20 protein-coding genes are annotated in these 16,030 nt (G+C 56.4%); all 20 read left to right on the top strand.

From position 1 onward, the window contains the following. The first annotated feature begins 4 nt into the window (after nucleotides 1-4). The 20 genes from IEN85_RS04100 to IEN85_RS04005 all read left to right on the top strand — a co-directional run bounded on the left by IEN85_RS04100 (nucleotide 5) and on the right by IEN85_RS04005 (nucleotide 15,938). Nucleotides 5-814 carry a FliA/WhiG family RNA polymerase sigma factor gene (locus tag IEN85_RS04100; protein ID WP_191615790.1) on the top strand — a complete coding sequence of 270 codons (810 nt, stop codon included), beginning with the start codon at nucleotides 5-7 and terminating at the stop codon, nucleotides 812-814. Between the two features lie 60 nt (nucleotides 815-874). Continuing rightward, nucleotides 875-1,735, top strand: a complete 861-nt coding sequence (locus tag IEN85_RS04095) for a motility-associated protein (RefSeq protein ID WP_191615789.1) — start codon at nucleotides 875-877, stop codon at nucleotides 1,733-1,735. Between the two features lie 11 nt (nucleotides 1,736-1,746). After that, nucleotides 1,747-2,526, top strand: a complete 780-nt coding sequence (locus tag IEN85_RS04090) for an OmpA/MotB family protein (RefSeq protein WP_191615788.1) — start codon at nucleotides 1,747-1,749, stop codon at nucleotides 2,524-2,526. Between the two features lie 62 nt (nucleotides 2,527-2,588). Further along, complete coding sequence (locus IEN85_RS04085; RefSeq protein ID WP_191615787.1) at nucleotides 2,589-2,783, top strand: hypothetical protein; 195 nt, start codon at nucleotides 2,589-2,591, stop codon at nucleotides 2,781-2,783. 121 nt (nucleotides 2,784-2,904) lie between these two features. Continuing rightward, complete coding sequence (locus tag IEN85_RS04080; RefSeq protein ID WP_191615786.1) at nucleotides 2,905-3,657, top strand: flagellar hook-basal body protein; 753 nt, start codon at nucleotides 2,905-2,907, stop codon at nucleotides 3,655-3,657. A 42-nt stretch (nucleotides 3,658-3,699) separates the two neighbouring features. Next, nucleotides 3,700-4,482 carry a flagellar basal-body rod protein FlgG gene (gene flgG / locus IEN85_RS04075; protein WP_191615785.1) on the top strand — a complete coding sequence of 261 codons (783 nt, stop codon included), beginning with the start codon at nucleotides 3,700-3,702 and terminating at the stop codon, nucleotides 4,480-4,482. Between the two features lie 2 nt (nucleotides 4,483-4,484). Beyond that, nucleotides 4,485-5,360 (top strand): flagellar basal body P-ring formation chaperone FlgA, encoded by an 876-nt coding sequence (flgA, locus tag IEN85_RS04070; RefSeq protein WP_191615784.1) that lies wholly within the window; start codon nucleotides 4,485-4,487, stop codon nucleotides 5,358-5,360. Between the two features lie 21 nt (nucleotides 5,361-5,381). Next, on the top strand, nucleotides 5,382-5,990 hold the full coding sequence (locus tag IEN85_RS04065; protein WP_191615783.1) for a flagellar basal body L-ring protein FlgH: 609 nt from the start codon (nucleotides 5,382-5,384) through the stop codon (nucleotides 5,988-5,990). Nucleotides 5,991-6,032: 42 nt separating this feature from the next. Then, nucleotides 6,033-7,130 (top strand): flagellar basal body P-ring protein FlgI, encoded by a 1,098-nt coding sequence (locus IEN85_RS04060; RefSeq protein ID WP_191615782.1) that lies wholly within the window; start codon nucleotides 6,033-6,035, stop codon nucleotides 7,128-7,130. 43 nt (nucleotides 7,131-7,173) lie between these two features. After that, the gene (locus IEN85_RS04055; protein WP_224772440.1) at nucleotides 7,174-7,512 is read left to right on the top strand and encodes a hypothetical protein; all 339 of its coding nucleotides are present in this window, start codon (nucleotides 7,174-7,176) and stop codon (nucleotides 7,510-7,512) included. Further along, on the top strand, nucleotides 7,505-8,014 hold the full coding sequence (locus tag IEN85_RS04050) for a flagellar protein FlgN (RefSeq protein ID WP_191615780.1): 510 nt from the start codon (nucleotides 7,505-7,507) through the stop codon (nucleotides 8,012-8,014). The genes IEN85_RS04055 and IEN85_RS04050 overlap by 8 nt, the downstream gene beginning before the upstream one ends. 45 nt (nucleotides 8,015-8,059) lie before the next feature. Beyond that, complete coding sequence (flgK, locus tag IEN85_RS04045) at nucleotides 8,060-9,529, top strand: flagellar hook-associated protein FlgK (protein ID WP_191615779.1); 1,470 nt, start codon at nucleotides 8,060-8,062, stop codon at nucleotides 9,527-9,529. 42 nt (nucleotides 9,530-9,571) lie between these two features. After that, nucleotides 9,572-10,465 carry a flagellin N-terminal helical domain-containing protein gene (locus IEN85_RS04040; protein WP_191615778.1) on the top strand — a complete coding sequence of 298 codons (894 nt, stop codon included), beginning with the start codon at nucleotides 9,572-9,574 and terminating at the stop codon, nucleotides 10,463-10,465. Nucleotides 10,466-10,504: 39 nt separating this feature from the next. After that, nucleotides 10,505-10,954 (top strand): flagellar assembly protein FliW, encoded by a 450-nt coding sequence (fliW, locus tag IEN85_RS04035; RefSeq protein WP_191615777.1) that lies wholly within the window; start codon nucleotides 10,505-10,507, stop codon nucleotides 10,952-10,954. Nucleotides 10,955-10,985: 31 nt separating this feature from the next. Next, nucleotides 10,986-11,291 carry a carbon storage regulator CsrA gene (csrA, locus tag IEN85_RS04030; RefSeq protein WP_191615776.1) on the top strand — a complete coding sequence of 102 codons (306 nt, stop codon included), beginning with the start codon at nucleotides 10,986-10,988 and terminating at the stop codon, nucleotides 11,289-11,291. Between the two features lie 64 nt (nucleotides 11,292-11,355). Beyond that, nucleotides 11,356-12,210 carry a flagellin gene (locus IEN85_RS04025; RefSeq protein WP_191615775.1) on the top strand — a complete coding sequence of 285 codons (855 nt, stop codon included), beginning with the start codon at nucleotides 11,356-11,358 and terminating at the stop codon, nucleotides 12,208-12,210. Between the two features lie 40 nt (nucleotides 12,211-12,250). Next, the gene (locus IEN85_RS04020; protein WP_191615774.1) at nucleotides 12,251-12,742 is read left to right on the top strand and encodes a hypothetical protein; all 492 of its coding nucleotides are present in this window, start codon (nucleotides 12,251-12,253) and stop codon (nucleotides 12,740-12,742) included. 14 nt (nucleotides 12,743-12,756) lie between these two features. Beyond that, nucleotides 12,757-12,960, top strand: a complete 204-nt coding sequence (locus IEN85_RS04015) for a hypothetical protein (RefSeq protein ID WP_191615773.1) — start codon at nucleotides 12,757-12,759, stop codon at nucleotides 12,958-12,960. Between the two features lie 87 nt (nucleotides 12,961-13,047). Next, nucleotides 13,048-13,686, top strand: coding sequence for a hypothetical protein (locus IEN85_RS04010; RefSeq protein ID WP_191615772.1), 639 nt, complete (start codon nucleotides 13,048-13,050; stop codon nucleotides 13,684-13,686). 167 nt (nucleotides 13,687-13,853) lie between these two features. Next, a complete protein-coding gene (locus tag IEN85_RS04005) occupies nucleotides 13,854-15,938 on the top strand; it encodes a hybrid sensor histidine kinase/response regulator (protein ID WP_191615771.1) in 2,085 nt (694 codons plus the stop codon). Nucleotides 15,939-16,030: the final 92 nt, after the last annotated feature.

Here is a 16,030-nt window from a genome sequence, read left to right as displayed (position 1 = left end):
AACTATGAATGACATTAACGTGAAGGAGAGGAAAGACAGTTCAAAGGGGAGGAAGGCGCAGGCGGCAAAGGCCTATGGCGTGGGGGATTCCTCGAAACCTCCTGTCCAGAATGCCGAGCTATTCGAGACGTACATGCCGCTGGTGCGCTCCATCGTAGCTCGTATCAAGATCAACCTGCCACCCCACATCGACGAGCAAGACCTGCACAGCGTGGGCATCACGGGCTTGATCGCGGCCCTCAAGAAGTACGACCCCGCCCAGAAGAAGTCCTTCGGCTCCTATGCGGCGATGCGTATTCGCGGTTCCATCCTCGACGAGCTCCGTCGCATGGACTGGATGCCTCGCAACGCCAGAACCAATTTCAAGAAGCTGCGCGCCACGATCGAAGAAGTGGAGCAGCGCCTCGGACGTCCCGCGACGGAAGAGGAAATCCGTGCCGAGCTCGGCATCAGCCGCAAGGAATACGACCAGTTGATGGCGGAAACCCGCCCGGTCAGCTTTTTGCCTCTCGACAACGCGGCCGCCGGCGGCGACGACGGCGAGGGAGCGGACCTCTACGAAGTGATCCCCGACGACAATGTCGTGCCCGTCACCTCCAAGATGGAAAAGGACGAAGTCACGCGTCTCGTTGCGGAGCGGATCAACCAGCTCCCCGAAACGCCGCGCAAGGTGCTAGCCATGTACTATTTCCAGGACATGCGCCTCGCGGAAATCGCGGAAGTCTTCGGGCTGACGGAGTCTCGCATCTGCCAGATCCACTCCCAGGCGATCATCAGTTTGAGAAGCTACATCACGACTGTGATGCATAAGTAGTTTTGTTCACTGCGTGAGTAAAGTTCTCCGCCGGGCAACCGATAGGAGAGTCCACAAGTCATGTTTGTAATCATCGGAGCATTAATCGTACTAGGCGCGACAGTCGGAGCATTCCTCTGGTCTGGAGGTAGCCTCGTGTTGCTCTGGCACCCGCCGGAATTCCTTGCGATCTTCGGCATCACGGCCGGGGTGGCGACCATTTGCGCTCCCAAGGACGTACTGGTCCACACCATCAAGGCCATCATCGGCGCCTTGAAGGGGTCCGGTCCCAACAAGGATGATTACCTCGACCTCATGAAGGTGATGTACGAGCTCTTCATGCTCGGCCGTCGCAATGGTCTGCTCGCCCTCGACGAACACGTCAGCTCCCCCGAATCGAGCTCGATCTTCTCCAACTATCCCAGCTTTCTCGCGGACAAGGAAAAGGTGACGTTCCTCTGCTCCGCTCTCCGTCCTATCATCGACGGCAAGATCAAGCCCGACCAGCTCGAGCCCCTGCTCAAGGCTGAGATCGACGCCAAGAAGCACGCAGCCCACGGCCCCATCAACGTGCTGCACCTCCTCGGAGACTCGCTCCCCGGTATCGGCATCGTGGCGGCGGTTATGGGTATTATTTTGACCATGAGCGTCTTGGACCAAGGCGTAATGGTGATCGGCGGCAAGATCTCCGCGGCCCTGTCCGGTACCTTCCTCGGTATCTTCGTGGCCTACGGTTTCATCAATCCGCTTTGCAACGTGATCGAGTTCGGCAACGAGGCGGAGGAGACCTACTATATCTGTATGTCCCGCTCCATCGGCGCCTTTGCTCGCGGCCTTGCTCCCATCATGGCGGTCGAGCTCGCCCGCCGCAGCCTCGAGGCCAGCATGGTGCCCAGCGCTGACGATCTGGAGAACATCCTAAAGTCCTCCACCGGAGGCTAAACGCTGAGGCTATGAAGCAGATGGGAACACACCACGGCGGCGCTTGGAAGGTTGCCTACGCGGACTTCGTGACCGCGATGATGGCGCTTTTCATGGTTCTCTGGCTGACTTCCCAGGACGAGAACCTCAAGCGCGACCTCGCCAAGTATTTTCAGGATCCCTACAATACTCCCATGGACAACTCCATGGGCGTGATCGAGAGCAAGAGCGAAGGCCAGGTCTCCAATCGGGAAGGGCAGGCCAAGGGCAAGGCGGAGATTTCCGACTTCAAGGTACTCTACGACATGGCCCAGGAGTTCATGCGCCTGCTCAACATCGAGAGCGCGAATCCGGACCAGAAGCCGGTCGACTTGGATGTCACCAGCGACGGCCTGCGAGTGACGCTCTACGACCGAGACGCCCATCCATTCTTCGTCGAAAATACCGCCGACTACACGCCTTGGGGCTCCTTCGTGATTGAGACGCTCGCTTGGCTGGTGCAACGGCACAGCTTCATGGTGAGAGTAGACGGCTACGTTTCCGAAGGCTTCGAGGGTGACGGCTGGGACTACACCGCTTGGGAACTCTCGAGCGATCGGGCCAATTCCACGCGTCGCTTGTTGGAGCGCTACGGAGTCAGGGCCGGACAGTTCGAGTCGGTTACGGCTCACGGAACGCGAGAGCCGCTTCCCTTCATGCATCCAACCGCGGAGTCCAACGATCGCGTCTCGATAAGCCTTGTCTTGTCGGAGCTCTACAACATTCTCGACGAGCGTGAGGCACAGGGGGCTCCCCCGTCGTTTCCAGACTAGAAATGGATAGCTATCTTTCAGGCAGAGAACAACTTGGAGGGAATAAAAAGTCCAAGGACTCCATGAAACTACCCGCGGCTCCCCAGAGCTTCGGGCAGCTCGCAGCTCCGGAACCGGAGAGTCGCGAGGAAAACGAGGTTTGCGGAGACGGCGGCAGCAAGGTCGCTTACGTTACCGAAGACGGTCGCGTGACCAAGATCGTCGTCACCTGCAATTGCGGACAAGTGACCGAGATCGACTGCCAGTACGACGAGTAGTCGCTGCAGATACTTCCCCATGGGGAGGGGTAAAAATTTCCCCTAGCGTTTGTTAGTTGTGCAAGTTGTTGTACGGTAGCGTTTTGTGATGTTGGCATATGGGTTGCTTAGTTGCACCCAAATGTTGAACGGAGTCTACCAAAACGCAGCGGCCATGACGGGCCTTGAGAGCTGGAACAATTCGATTGCCCAGAATATTTCTCAGTCGTCGACCCCCGGCTACAAGAAGGCGGTTCTCTCCTTCGAGGGCGTGGAAGCGGGCAAGGTCGGCCTCAAGAACGACTTCGGCAACATCCTGCAGCACGCGACCATCCAGACCAAGGGAGTGGGCGCGGTAGATTTTTCCACAGGCTCGATCGTGACCACCAACGCGGATTTCGACTTCGCTCTTGAAGGCAAGGGGTTCTTCGAGCTGAGGGCTCCCGACGGGCAGCTTGTCTACACCCGGGACGGACAATTCAAGTTGAACGACGATGGGGAGCTGGTCAGCAAGCAGGGCTTCCACGTGATGGACGACACCCGCAACACGATCAAGCTGCGCCGTGGCTTGGGTGAATTTTCGGCGGCCAACGATGGAACCATAAGCCAAGGCGGCGCCCCGCTCGCCAAGTTGAGCGTTCGCGACATTCAATATCCCGACCAGATGATCCGTTCCCACGGTGGTTTCGTTATCGGGCCCAACGACGCGGGCTACAACCGCGACATCGACGAACCCCTCATCCGCCATGGAGCGCTCGAGCAGAGCAACGTCTCCGCCACCACCGAGATGATCAACCTCATCAACGTCTCCCGCGCTTTCCAAGTGAACCAGAAGGTGATCCAGCAGCACGACGAAGTGCTCGGCAAGGCCATCCAATCTCTCGGCGGACACTAATCCAACCAGCTAATTTCAAACCAACACTAAGCAAACAAGAACATGAGCATTTCACTATACTCCGCAGCGAGCGGCATGGAGGCCCAGCAAACCAACCTCAATGTCATCTCCAATAACATAGCGAATGTGAGCACGACCGGCTTCAAGAAGAGCAAGGTCGAGTTTCAGGACATGTTCTACCAAGTGCCGAAGTCGGTTGGCGCCGACGCAGGCGGCAGCATCGTTCCCACCGGCATCCAAGTCGGTACCGGAACCCAAGTGGTCTCTACCTCCAAGGTTTTTACGCAAGGCCAAGTTTCGCAGACCGGCGAGGACATGGACGTGGCGATCGTGGGCGATGGATTCTTCCAGGTCACCGGGCCAGACGGGGAGACGCTGTACTCTCGCGATGGAGCCTTCAAGCTGGGGCCCGACGGGCAGGTCACCAACTCCCAAGGCATGGCGGTTATCGGATTCCCGACCCCTCCCGCCGGCTTCAATAACGTTTCCATCAACTCGACAGGCGGAGTGACCTTCACATCCGACAACGGGGACATCCTTGGAACTGGCGAGATCAATCTCACTCGCTTCGCCAATCCTGCCGGCTTGCTTGGCCTAGGCGGAAATCTTTTCCGCGAAACGGAAGCTAGCGGCACTCCAACGGTAGGCGCTCCCGGCGAAAACGGAACGGGTACGCTCCAGCAAGGCTATCTGGAAACCTCGAACGTGAACATCGTTGAAGAGATGGTGAACATGATCCTCGCCCAGCGGGCCTACGAAATCAACTCCAAGTCCATCCAGACCTCGGACTCCATGATGCAGCAAGTCAGCCAGCTCAAGCGCTAGTCATGAAAATCTCCCTGTTCCTACGCCTCACTTTCGGACTCGGTATCGCGATCTTCATCTTCGCTTCCGCGCTCCGGGCTTCCCTCGACGAAATTCTCGCACCCTTGCCGGTGGCGGAAGTCGCCTCGGTATCCAACAGAAAGATACAATCGGTTCAGCCGGTGAAGTCCTTGCGCTCGGTGTCCACCATGCAAAGCCTTCTCGAAAGCGCGCCTCCAGCGGAAGAAGAAGCTTATCGTGCCGATGCGATTCTCGCTTCCGACGTGCAGCAAGCGATCACCAACGAATTGGCCTCTCACCTGCGTATTGCAGGAGACCTTACATTGGTTGCCTTGCGTGACTTGCCCGATCTTTCGGGATACTCTCAGCCTTTCCTCGTGCAGCTCAACAACGCCCCCACGAGCCTTTCCCGCGGCAACCTGCTGCTGCGTTTCCAAGTGGAAAACGAAAAAGGTGTGCTCGGCGAGTGGACGGTTCCATTTCGAGCGCACCTGTTCAGCGAAGTATGGTATCCGCGAGCGCAGCTACGACGTGGCGAGCTGGCCTCCCCTTCGGACTTCGAAAGCCGCGCCGTCGATTTGCTGGCGGAGCCCAACGCGGTTCCAGCCCAATTAGAAAGTCTCCTGCGTCACGAGTACGCACGGGATATTCGACCAGGCAAAGCCCTTGTATGGAGCGACTTGGCCGAGCGAGCTCTTGTTCGCAAGGGTGACGTTGTCGAGGTCTCTGCGGTCACCGGATTGCTAGCCATTACGATGCGTGCGGTCGCTCGCGAAGATGGCAGCGATGGCGACCTGATTGTTCTGCGGAACATCGATTCGTCCAAGGAATTCTCCGCCCGCGTCATCGGCGAGAGCCGTGTCGAGGTTATCTTCTAGTAAACTTTTTCTGATACAAAAATGCGTATACAACTATTCACTACAGCTGCTCTACTCCTAGTCGCTTCTGCGTTCGGAAAATCCCTTTGGGAATCTCCTCGCAACAGCGAGCGTGGCATGTTCGCGGATCGCACGGCGGCAGGCGTAGGAGATATTCTCATGATCCAAGTCGACGAAGAGACGGTTGTAAATCGCAGCTCCTCCAAGACTTCATCTGCGAATGGATCGCTGAGTCAGGCCCTCGGAAACGTCGTTATCCCTGGCTTGATCGACACAACAGGAAAGACGCTACCTTCAGTAAGCCTCCCCGGCTCGCTGGACTCCTACACAGGTGGTGGATCCGTTACTGAATCGAATCTCCTTCAATCCAAGATCGCGGTCATCATTGTGGACGTTCAGCCCAACGGAAACTTGGTTGTCGAAGGCGCCCGCAAGGTCAAGGCCTCGGGTGAAGCGCAATACCTCGTAGTTCGCGGAGTTGTTCGGGGAGACGACGTCCTCGCCAACAACACTGTACTTTCCACCCACGTGCTCAACGCAAACGTCGAGCTCTTCAACGAGGGAGACCTCAAGGACGCCCAAACCAAGGGATGGGTGCATAAGCTGATCAACGTAGCTAACGTTCGTTAGCCTCACCCAAATCCCTACTCCATTCCTACTCTCATTCGCACCGTGAAATTCCTAGCACGCACACTTCTATTTCTCGCTGTATCCGCAGTTTCGGTACAGGCTGCTCGGGTCAAGGATCTCGTTACCGTTGACGGCGGACGAGACAACCAGCTGGTTGGATACGGCTTGGTCATCGGTCTCGCGGGCGACGGCGACAGCGACTCGCCCATGACGATCAATGCAGTGGCCAATTCCTTGCGTCGCTTCGGTCTCACGGTAGACGCGGAAGAGCTGAAGTCGGAGAACGTGGCAGCGGTCATGATCACGGCCGATATTCCTCCTTTCGCTCGCGAGGGTACTCGTATTGATGTGACTGTTTCCTCCATCGGCGACGCGGAAAGCTTGCAAGGCGGGGTTCTCTTGCAGACACCGCTGCTCGGTGCGGACGATACGGTGTACGCAGTTGCCCAAGGCCAGATCGCAGTCGGCGGTTACTTGGGTGGAAACGGTGGAGCAGGGGGCGCGACCGTGCAAAAGAACCATCCAACAGTCGGCCAAATCGCCAATGGCGCTATCGTGGAGCGCGAGATCGAAATGGAGATCGGCAAGGGTGGACGCGTGAAGCTCTTGCTGCGCAATCCAGACTACAACACGGCTTCCAAGTTGGCGGAAGGCATCAACGTCATCTTCCCGTCCAGTACCATCGCGGTGGATGCGGCAGCTGTTCAGGTGACGATTCCGGAAATGTACTTGGGCCGCGAAGTCGACTTCATTTCATCGATTGGTGGCATCTCGATCGAGCCCGACACTCCCGCCCGCATTATCATTAACGAACGCACCGGTACCATCGTAGCGACTGCTGGGGTACGCGTTTCCACTGTCGCAGTCAGCCACGGTTCCCTGAGCCTCACGATTGCTCGATCGCAAAACATCTCCCAGCCAGGCCCCTTCGCCCAGGCCGGCCAGACCGCTGTAGCGGAAGGCACCGAGGTCGAGGTGACCGAAGAGTTGGGCGCCTTCCACATGATTCCCGACTATCCGACCATCCAGCAGGTGACGAACGCCTTGAACGCGATGGGAGTCTCGACCCGGGAAATGATGTCTATCCTGCAAGCCATGAAAAGCGCGGGAGCGCTGCAAGCGGAGCTGATCATCAAGTAAGCCCCTTCACGCCAAACCTTTTAAATAAACGAAACAAACGAATATGGACGTAACAAGTACAGCGATGTCAGGCCTCACTGGCAGTTCCTGGAAAGAGCAGATGCTCACCGGGGATACTTCGCGAGCGGAGCAGATGCAACAGCTCGGCGGCGAGTTCGAAGGGATACTTTTACGTCAATTTCTCGACGAAGCTCTTAAGCCAATGGATCCAGAAAATGGATACTTTGGATCAGGATCGACCCCCATGTACGAACACTTAATCAAGGACTCCTTGGCCTCTAGCATCACCAAGAGCGGATCTCTCGGATTCTCTTCGGTTCTGCAGGCTCAACTGTTTCCTCAAGAATTGAACGATGGAAAGGGAACGAATTCCCATGAGTAACAACTTTGAAGAAAAGGACTGGAACCCACTGGTAGAGCTGCTCCGCAACGAGGTGCAGGAATACGGCGGCTTGTACAACCTACTGGAACGCCAGCAAGATGAAATCTTCAGCCGCGACCCAGAGCTCGTGCTCAAGACGAATTCCGAGATCGAAAGCTACATGTCCGAGATGGGCGGCCTCCGCGAGCAGCGCGAGGCGGTCGTGCGCGACATGGCTCGCGGATGCGGGGCGGACGAGGAAGAACCGCTTTCCAAGCTGATCGTCCACTTTCCCGATTTCATGCAACCGATGCTGCAGGCGCTGGTGGACGAGATCAACCACATGATCCGCCGCACCCGTCAGAAGGCTCGCCAGAACTTCATGCTGCTCTCCCGTACCATGGAGATCAACCATGAGACCATGCAGAAGCTGCAGCCGGAAAACTACAACCGTACCTACACCAAGAAAGGACGGGTCGGAGTGAAGACCAAGCTGCCGACTCGCTACCAAGCTTTCGTGTAAGACTGTTTCAGCGACTCGAAACCAAAATCTGGATACCCACACCACATGGCCGGAAACATCATAGGCGAACTCGCCAACGCTAGCAAAGCGCTCACCGCTCACCGGTTCGGCGTCACCACTGCTGGCAACAATATGGCGAACGTCAACAACCCAGACTACGCTCGCCAGCGCGTGGTGATCGGGGAAGATGGTTTTGTGCAAACGGTTGGCGGTCCACGCGGCCTAGGAGTCGAGGTGCAGGGCTTCGAGCACATGCGCGACGCCGTGCTCGACCGCGAAGTCCTCCGCGAAACGAGCCTCAACGCTTCGCTGACCGCTCAGCAGTCGGCTCTCGCCAAGGCGGAGTCCAGCCTGGGCCAAGAGATCACCCGCTCGGGGGATTCCCCTTTCATCGACGGCGCCACTGCTAACGGTGGCGGCAGTGGCGGTATCGCCGAGACGCTCAACAATTTCTTCAACGCATTCCACTCCCTTTCCGCCAATCCTGGTTCGGACGCGGAAAAGGAGTCGCTGCTGCAGAAGGCAGATATCCTGACCGAAAAGCTCAACGTTACTGCGGAACGCTTCAGCGACTTGCACGAAGACATCGGTTTGCAAGTTCGCACGGATCTCGGATCAGCTAACCAGATGATCGAGGAAATCGCCCGCCTCAATTCCGAGATCGCTCGCGCCGAGTCCAATCGGGCAGGGCAGGCCCTCAGCTTGCGCGACCAGCGCCAGGGAGTTCTGGAAGACCTTTCCGAGATCATGCAGGTCAAGGTGGAAGAAATTCCAGACAGCTCGGGGCAGGTTCGCGTGTACGTTCCTACGGTTGGGGGAGACTCTCCTCAGCTCGATTTGGTGGAGCGCGGCCGTTTCCAGAGCATCGCTTTCATCGATTCTACCGCGTCGAATCCCAACTACAAATTCGTTGTAGGTGACAACCAAGTACAGATCGATATCAAGAGCGGCAGCGTCGAAGGCGCCCTTACAGCTCGCGATGGAGTGATCGCAGAGTATCGCCGCGGCCTTGACGGCCTGGCTAAGGAATTGGTCACTCAGATCAACGGCCTCTACAACGAAGGCACCGCGGTCAGCAATACCAACTTTTTTGCGGACACCGGAGACGCAGCCGAATTCACGGCTGCAGGTATCAAGTTGGCGGCCGACCTTAACTCCGGCACGCTCCGCACCACCAACCACGCTGACCAGAATCTCGGCGACAACTCTCTCACGCTCGCTATTGCCGAGCTCGACGACGACCGGCTCGCCGGATTGGGCAACCGGGATTTCGCAACCTTCTATCGCTCCATCGTCACAGACCTCGGTGAAGGCGTGGCCAAGGTCGATGCGCGGCTCGAGGACGAGACCATTGTCTTCGAGATGCTCAAGCAGCAGCAAGACGCTGTTTCAGGCGTTTCCCTCGACGAGGAAATGACGGATATGATGAAGTACCAGCGAGCGTTCGAAGCGACAGGCAAGCTGATCCGGGCCATTGACGAGATGCTCGACGTTATCGTGAACCGGCTCGTTTAAACCAAATTTTGAATACGCAGTAATCTCAGTTTTCCCACAAAGATGAGAGTCACCTCTAACACCTATCCCGACACCCTTCTCGGTCACCTGCAGCGCACGACCAAGGACATGAACATGCTCAACGAGCAGGTGTCGACTGGACAGCGCATCTCTAAGGTTTCGGAAGACTCGGCTTCCGCTAACCGTATCCTGGACATGCAGGAGGAAAAGGGGCGCATCACACAGTTCTCCAAGAACGCAGCTCGCGCTCAAAACATCAACAATACCACCATTTCCCAGCTGCAGAACTTCATCCAAATTTCCGACCGCATCACCGAGCTGGCTACCTTGGCGGACGGCTTGAAGGGGCCGGATGGGATGAAAGCCTACGCCGAGGAAGTGGACGAACTCATCGAGCACGCCATGCAGAGCGCCAACGCGAAGTTTAATGGCGAGTACATCTTCGGTGGAATCAACACCGGATCCGAGCCTTTCGCCTCCACTGTAGTCGATGGCAAGATCACTGCGGTATCCTATGAAGGCGCAGCCGAAGGCGCGGAGTTCCACCTTTCCGAAACAGGTAAGATTCGTCCTTACACCGATGGAGCCACCAACGAGCAATTCTCCGAATTCATCGGCAAGATGATCGAGCTGCGCGACGCCCTCGAGACGGGTGCGGTCGATGCGGTGACGCCGGCGATGCGCAAGAATCTCGAATCGTCGGAAGACGATCTGATCTTCGCCCTCAGTCGCCAAGGCTCCGTGCAGATGCGCATCGAATTCGATCTCACTCTCAACCAACAACGCTACACGGACCTCGAGGAGAACATCTCTGCCGAGGCGGACGTGGACATTGCACAAACTGTGGTTAGGCTGACCCAAGTGCAGAACGCCTACCAAGCCTCGCTCAAGAGCGCGGGCCAGGTACTCAACAGATCGCTGCTCGACTATCTCTGATAGCCAAGGCGCCTAACCCTCACCGATACCACAAGAATCATGAAAGTCGCACCCGAATCACAGACGGAAAAACAGGTTTGGACCAAACCCATGGAGTTCGACCTCCCTGGCGGTTTGATCGGCCTAGAAGATGCCAAGCGTTTCGAACTCCTGATCAACGAAGAAGAAGAGCCCTTTATGTGGATACGTGCGGTCGACCAGCACGAGCTCGCCTTCGTGGTCATCGAACCCGCCCAGATCCTCAGCGACTACGATGTCGAGATCGCAGATGACGACGCGGACAAGCTGGACATCCACTGTGCCGAAGACGCGCTCATACTGAACATTGTCACTCTCAAGGATGACAACATCGAGTCAGCTACCGTAAATCTCGTTGGGCCCATCGTGCTCAATCGCCGGACCCTTCAAGGGAAGCAGTTGATCGCCGCCAACTACACGAAGTTCTCTGCCCGCCATCCGCTGCTGTCAGAGAGCGCCTTGGCATCCTAACCGAAACTGCAGCACCCAAGGAAGGACCGACATGCTAATACTTTCCCGCAAAGTGAACGAGGCGATCGTTATCGCCGAGAACATCGAAATCAAGATTACCCGCATCGACGGGGATACCGTGAAGATCGGCATAGACGCCCCGCGTTCCGTACCGATCGTTCGCAAGGAGCTTTTCGAAGAGATGCAAAAGGCCAACCAGGAAGCGATCGCCAAGACGGTCGCTGCGGCAGCGGGCGAAACGCCTGCCAAGCCAAAGCTTTCCGGTCTGGCCAAGAGCCTCGCTTCGAAGAAGCAATCAAAACAAACGGCAGGCCTCTCGCACAACCAGGACGCATGATGCGTTCGCGAGACGTTCCGCTACACTCAGTCAACCCAACTAACCTAATGGAAGAGGTCGTAATATGGTTATCAATACTAACTCGAATGCAGTTGAGGCAGCTAGCAGTCTTCAAAGAAGTTCTGCAATGCTCAGCAAGAGCCTAGCTCGTCTCAGCTCTGGATCCAAAATCATCAACCCGTCCGACGATGCTGCCGGACTAGCGGTATCCGAAAAGCTCGAAGCGCAAAACGCGCGAGTCTTGGCGGCAAGGACAAACACGCAAAACGCCATGTCCATGCTGCATACCACCGATGGCTTTCTGCAGGGGATGATGCAGACCTTGAACCGTATGAGTGAGCTCTCGATGATGACTCGAGACGTTACCAAGAACGACAGCGACAAAGCGCTCTACAAGCAAGAGTTTGAGCAGCTCAAGGACCAGCTTCGTAGCGTTGTTGGGGCTAACGAACCAGACTGGACTATCGATGGCGAGCCCATCGGCACTTTCAACGGCATCAGTCTCTTTGGCGATCGCGGCGATCTGCCGACGGTGGTGGGCGCCACTGGCGACCAGTTCATGAACATTCCGGAGATGAACCTCAAGGACAGCGCTTCCTACTTCGCCCAGTTGCTTACAGACGGAAACGGATTGTCTGTCGCCGGTTCCTCGACCATCGCCCACCTGACAGCCACGATTCAGGAGATCGCTGAGAACCGATCGGAAATCGGTTCCTTGCAGTCTCGTCTCGAGTTCGTGGATACGCAGCTGGTAACGCAAAGCCAAAACCTTGAGTCTGCGAACTCCCGTATTCGAGACGTGGATGTCGCGGAAGAGTCTACCCGTTTGGCCAAGTACCAAATCTTGGTTCAGTCCGGCACTTCCATGCTGACGCAAGCAAACTCGCTCCCTGAAACCGTTCTTCGTCTGTTGAACTAAAACGTCGACCGAAACTCGTAGCTTAAATCCCCACAGCATTATGATATCTGCAGTCGACCAGTACCTTCAGACACTTCTCACCTTTGTGCCCCGCAACGCGGCGAATCGCTTCACTCGAGACTACATCGCGCTCATACATGTGCCCGCTGTCGGTCCAGAAAAGGTGTATTCGCTCGTTTTGGACAAAGTTCAGCCCATCCTGACCGTTGCCGCCTACAAAAGCGCGGTTTGGGAAGTGGTGGAAACCTTTGGCAAGGAAGGCGCGAGCAAGCCGGAATTGGATGCCTTGCAGGCTCAGGTGGCTGCTGATCATCCAGCTCTCGACTACCTGCTTCCAGATACGCTGAAGTCATGCGACAACTACAGCGACGGCCGAGCAGGCTTGGATTACTACCTCATGCTTTGGCAACGGGATGGTGAGACGGGAGTTGTAGAGTGCTACGAACCGTATTCGCGCGAAGACTACTCCTGGTCTACCGTTATTGGGGCGATGCAGGTGCTCTCCAGCCAGTACGAATACGCGATTCAATAAGGAAGAACTTAACAATGCAACCATCCTTCAAAACGACACAAAAGCACAAGAAGTTCCTCGGGGTTCGCTTTGCGAGCTGCAACTGCTACGGACGGCTCTATCTAAACGACGACGGTGGAGCTTACGTTGGCCGCTGCCCGAAGTGCTACACGTCCTTCGCGGTGCGCGTCGGGGCAGGAGGCACCAACAGCCGTATGTTCGTGGCAAACTGTCGCTGAGACGCGAGGGAATGCCGTCGGTTGGATCCTTGGCGAGATTCGCTATCCGAAAGAAGCGGAGGTCCCGAGGCTTTCGAGAACTATTAGATGCTTATACTAATTGCAGGCCTTGTGGCAGCCGTCTCGCTCATCTTGCTGCCCCGTTTTCTGGGGCGACGCCAGGAACGCATGCTTGGGCAGTACGATGTGTTGGAAAAGCGCTTTGGCTTGACGCGGCGGGTTTCGCAAAGTCGTTGGGGCAAGGGAATTGGCGAACGGTTTTCGCTGCATGGGGAGAGTCGAGGGTATCCGCTATCCTTATACAGTCACTTTGTGCAACGAGGTAAGCTGCGACAGGAATGGACGTCGTTGGTCTTCGAAGCCCTCTTTACGGAAGATTTGGAATTCTGTATCGAATTTGAGGGTACGGATGGGGAGGCTAGGTTTGATGCGTTCGATGGTTTGGGATTTTCTTGGCAGGTAGACGAGGTTCGTGTTTCCGCCTCTGAAGACCTCGGACGTGTTTGCAATGATGCGTCAGTGGCAAAACGTTTCAAGTACCTGTCCCAGCAGAAGCGTTGTGGGGCGATACGTCTCTCGAAGGGGTTCCTCGAGTATCGCGAAGTCGGGCAGATGGAAGAGGAGGCTCAGCGCCTACGTTTCCAGGAAGCCATTCTCTTGTTGGCCAGTTTATGCGATGCGCTTTCGCTTTACATGAGCGATAGGCGAGTTCTTGTCGCCCAGTAGCTCCAGAACGCCGGCTTTCTAGCGATTGGCTTTTCGATTTTTCCCCTAAGCAGTGCTGATTGCATTCTCGTTTCCGTCTTATGTCCGACCATTATTTTCGAAAAGGGCTTTGAAAATAGCTGTGCTGCGACCAAGGTTTGATCCTTGAAGTTCTACCCCAACGGTTCGTGATCGAAATCTGTTCCCATTTCCGCACTTTCGGCTTCGCGAGGATTTATCGCGTCGTTTTCTCGGTCCTGTTGCTAGCTGGTCACGCACTATTTTGCCGCGCCAGCGAGGAGGCTACGGCCTTGCGAATCGGCTATCAAAGCTCGCCGCCGTACCAGATCGTTGGCGAGGACGGCAGCGTGGGCGGAATTGCCATAGACCTTGTGCGGACTGCGGCGCGGCGGCTCGATATCGAGTTGGAGTGGGTGTTCTCGCCGGAGTCGCCGGATCATCATTTTGCCGAGGGTGAAGTCGACTTGTGGCCGATCGTCACCGATCTTCCTGAACGTCGTCAGCGGTTTCATATAAGCAAGCCGATTTACCAGAATTCGATCGGTATTCTCTCGAGAGCAGAGAATCCGATCCGCGATCCCAAGGAAACGGCGAACCGACGGATCGCCTACTACGACCGGGAGCCGAGCTACACCTTGGTGCCCGAGTTGCTGCCGCGAGCCATTCCCGTTCCCTTGCCGAATCATGTCGACGCTATCGAATCGGTTTTGAGAGGGGAAAATGAGGGAGCCTTTTTGTGGAGCACGAAGGCGAATTCGCTGATGTTCAAGGCGGCGGTTGATCGGTATCCGGAAGTGCCGATCTACTTTTACGTATTTCCCGACGCGAAGCTGTCCTGCGGTATAGCTGCGGATCGGAGCAACGCTCGCGCGGTTGAGGCTGCGGATCGGATGCGCGATGAAATAGGCAAGCTCGTGAGCGAAGGGTACGTGCAAACCGTTTACTTCCGCTACTACCTCGATCCGGAGAACGAGATCAGTTCCTTCTTTTGGTTGGATGATCTGGAAAGGAAGGCGACCACGCTTACGGTCGCCGCTTTCGTCCTGCTCGCCTTCATTTTGATTCTGGCGGTGATGGCTTTCGTGCTGCGCAGGTCTCGCGAAAAGGCCTTCGCTGCTAACAAGGCGAAGAACGAGTTTCTGGCGAACATGAGTCACGAGTTTCGCACCCCGCTGAATGGTATCATGGGCATGACCCAATTGGCTCAGATGAGCGCCTCGCAAGAAGAACGGGAGGAACTGCTGGATATTGTACTGCGTTCGGGGGAGGCGATGCTGACTTTGGTGAATGACATCCTCGAGCTTTCCAAAATGGAATCTGGGCGTCTGAGCGTGGAGCTCGAAAACTTGGAGTTGGAGGATGTCCTGCGGACCTCGACTTCTCTCTTCAAGGTAATCGCCGCCCAGAAGGGAATCACCTTCGAGACCTACCTCAGTCCTCGTTGTCCGAAGTCAATTCGTAGCGACATTGCCCGATTGCGACAGATTCTTTTCAACCTCGTAGGAAACGCGGTCAAGTTTACCGCTAAAGGGCGTGTCCGTGTATCCATCGATGTGGTACAGACTGACGGAGGCGAGTGCTTGCTCTTTGACGTTTCGGATACCGGTATCGGTATTCCAGAAGCTAAGTTGGCCGAGATCTTCGAAGCCTTCGATCAAGTGGATACGTCGAAGACGCGTTTTTATGGTGGTGCAGGTGTTGGGTTGACGATTTCTCGTCACTTGGCAAATCTCTTGGGAGGCGAGGTTCATGTTGAAAGCATCGAGGGGCGCGGGTCTGTATTCAGTGTTTTCTTACCGTTGCTGAGAGTTAAAAATGAAGGGACCGCATCCGAACCCGTACCCGAAGCAAGTGTTTCCGAAGAAATGTCGCTGGCCCGTAAAATCTTGGTAGTCGACGACAATTCCCTGAACCTCCAAACAATCGAGGCCGCCTTGAGAAAAATGAAGCATGAGGTGACCTGCGTGGGAGATGGAGCGAGCGCGATCAATGCTGTGGCGGAGACTCGCTTCGACGTGATTTTCATGGATCTGCAGATGCCCGAGCTCGATGGTTGGGAGACGGCCCGGGCGATTCGCGAGCGGCAGCTGTCGCTGGGGCGCTCCACCCCGATTGTCGCGCTGACCTCGAACCTTTCGACTCCGCAACTGGAGCGCCGGGTGGCGCAAGAAATGGACGGGCTCTTGATCAAGCCGGTAGAAATCAACGTCTTGCAGCGGGAGATCGAGCGGTTCGCAGGCAGACCGGTTTGACGGAGTCCGCTCCCGGCCGTGAGGGAAGGCTGAGTGATCCCGGGACCGCGAGCTTGCGAAGCGGTCATTTTGGGGGATTGTTGGGGCACACT

It is taken from the genome of Pelagicoccus enzymogenes (assembly GCF_014803405.1).
Taxonomy (GTDB): domain Bacteria; phylum Verrucomicrobiota; class Verrucomicrobiia; order Opitutales; family Opitutaceae; genus Pelagicoccus; species Pelagicoccus enzymogenes.
Note: the sequence above shows the minus strand (reverse complement) of the source record. Positions and strands in the feature narration are given on the sequence as shown.

What these genes read in the sequence shown, in the direction of transcription:
- IEN85_RS04100 (WP_191615790.1), top strand. Translation starts at nt 5, where the DNA reads ATGAATGACATTAACGTGAAGGAGAGGAAAGACAGTTCAAAGGGGAGG.
- IEN85_RS04095 (WP_191615789.1), top strand. Translation starts at nt 875, where the DNA reads ATGTTTGTAATCATCGGAGCATTAATCGTACTAGGCGCGACAGTCGGA.
- IEN85_RS04090 (WP_191615788.1), top strand. Translation starts at nt 1,747, where the DNA reads ATGAAGCAGATGGGAACACACCACGGCGGCGCTTGGAAGGTTGCCTAC.
- IEN85_RS04085 (WP_191615787.1), top strand. Translation starts at nt 2,589, where the DNA reads ATGAAACTACCCGCGGCTCCCCAGAGCTTCGGGCAGCTCGCAGCTCCG.
- IEN85_RS04080 (WP_191615786.1), top strand. Translation starts at nt 2,905, where the DNA reads ATGTTGAACGGAGTCTACCAAAACGCAGCGGCCATGACGGGCCTTGAG.
- flgG (WP_191615785.1), top strand. Translation starts at nt 3,700, where the DNA reads ATGAGCATTTCACTATACTCCGCAGCGAGCGGCATGGAGGCCCAGCAA.
- flgA (WP_191615784.1), top strand. Translation starts at nt 4,485, where the DNA reads ATGAAAATCTCCCTGTTCCTACGCCTCACTTTCGGACTCGGTATCGCG.
- IEN85_RS04065 (WP_191615783.1), top strand. Translation starts at nt 5,382, where the DNA reads ATGCGTATACAACTATTCACTACAGCTGCTCTACTCCTAGTCGCTTCT.
- IEN85_RS04055 (WP_224772440.1), top strand. Translation starts at nt 7,174, where the DNA reads ATGGACGTAACAAGTACAGCGATGTCAGGCCTCACTGGCAGTTCCTGG.
- IEN85_RS04050 (WP_191615780.1), top strand. Translation starts at nt 7,505, where the DNA reads ATGAGTAACAACTTTGAAGAAAAGGACTGGAACCCACTGGTAGAGCTG.
- flgK (WP_191615779.1), top strand. Translation starts at nt 8,060, where the DNA reads ATGGCCGGAAACATCATAGGCGAACTCGCCAACGCTAGCAAAGCGCTC.
- IEN85_RS04040 (WP_191615778.1), top strand. Translation starts at nt 9,572, where the DNA reads ATGAGAGTCACCTCTAACACCTATCCCGACACCCTTCTCGGTCACCTG.
- fliW (WP_191615777.1), top strand. Translation starts at nt 10,505, where the DNA reads ATGAAAGTCGCACCCGAATCACAGACGGAAAAACAGGTTTGGACCAAA.
- csrA (WP_191615776.1), top strand. Translation starts at nt 10,986, where the DNA reads ATGCTAATACTTTCCCGCAAAGTGAACGAGGCGATCGTTATCGCCGAG.
- IEN85_RS04025 (WP_191615775.1), top strand. Translation starts at nt 11,356, where the DNA reads ATGGTTATCAATACTAACTCGAATGCAGTTGAGGCAGCTAGCAGTCTT.
- IEN85_RS04020 (WP_191615774.1), top strand. Translation starts at nt 12,251, where the DNA reads ATGATATCTGCAGTCGACCAGTACCTTCAGACACTTCTCACCTTTGTG.
- IEN85_RS04015 (WP_191615773.1), top strand. Translation starts at nt 12,757, where the DNA reads ATGCAACCATCCTTCAAAACGACACAAAAGCACAAGAAGTTCCTCGGG.
- IEN85_RS04010 (WP_191615772.1), top strand. Translation starts at nt 13,048, where the DNA reads ATGCTTATACTAATTGCAGGCCTTGTGGCAGCCGTCTCGCTCATCTTG.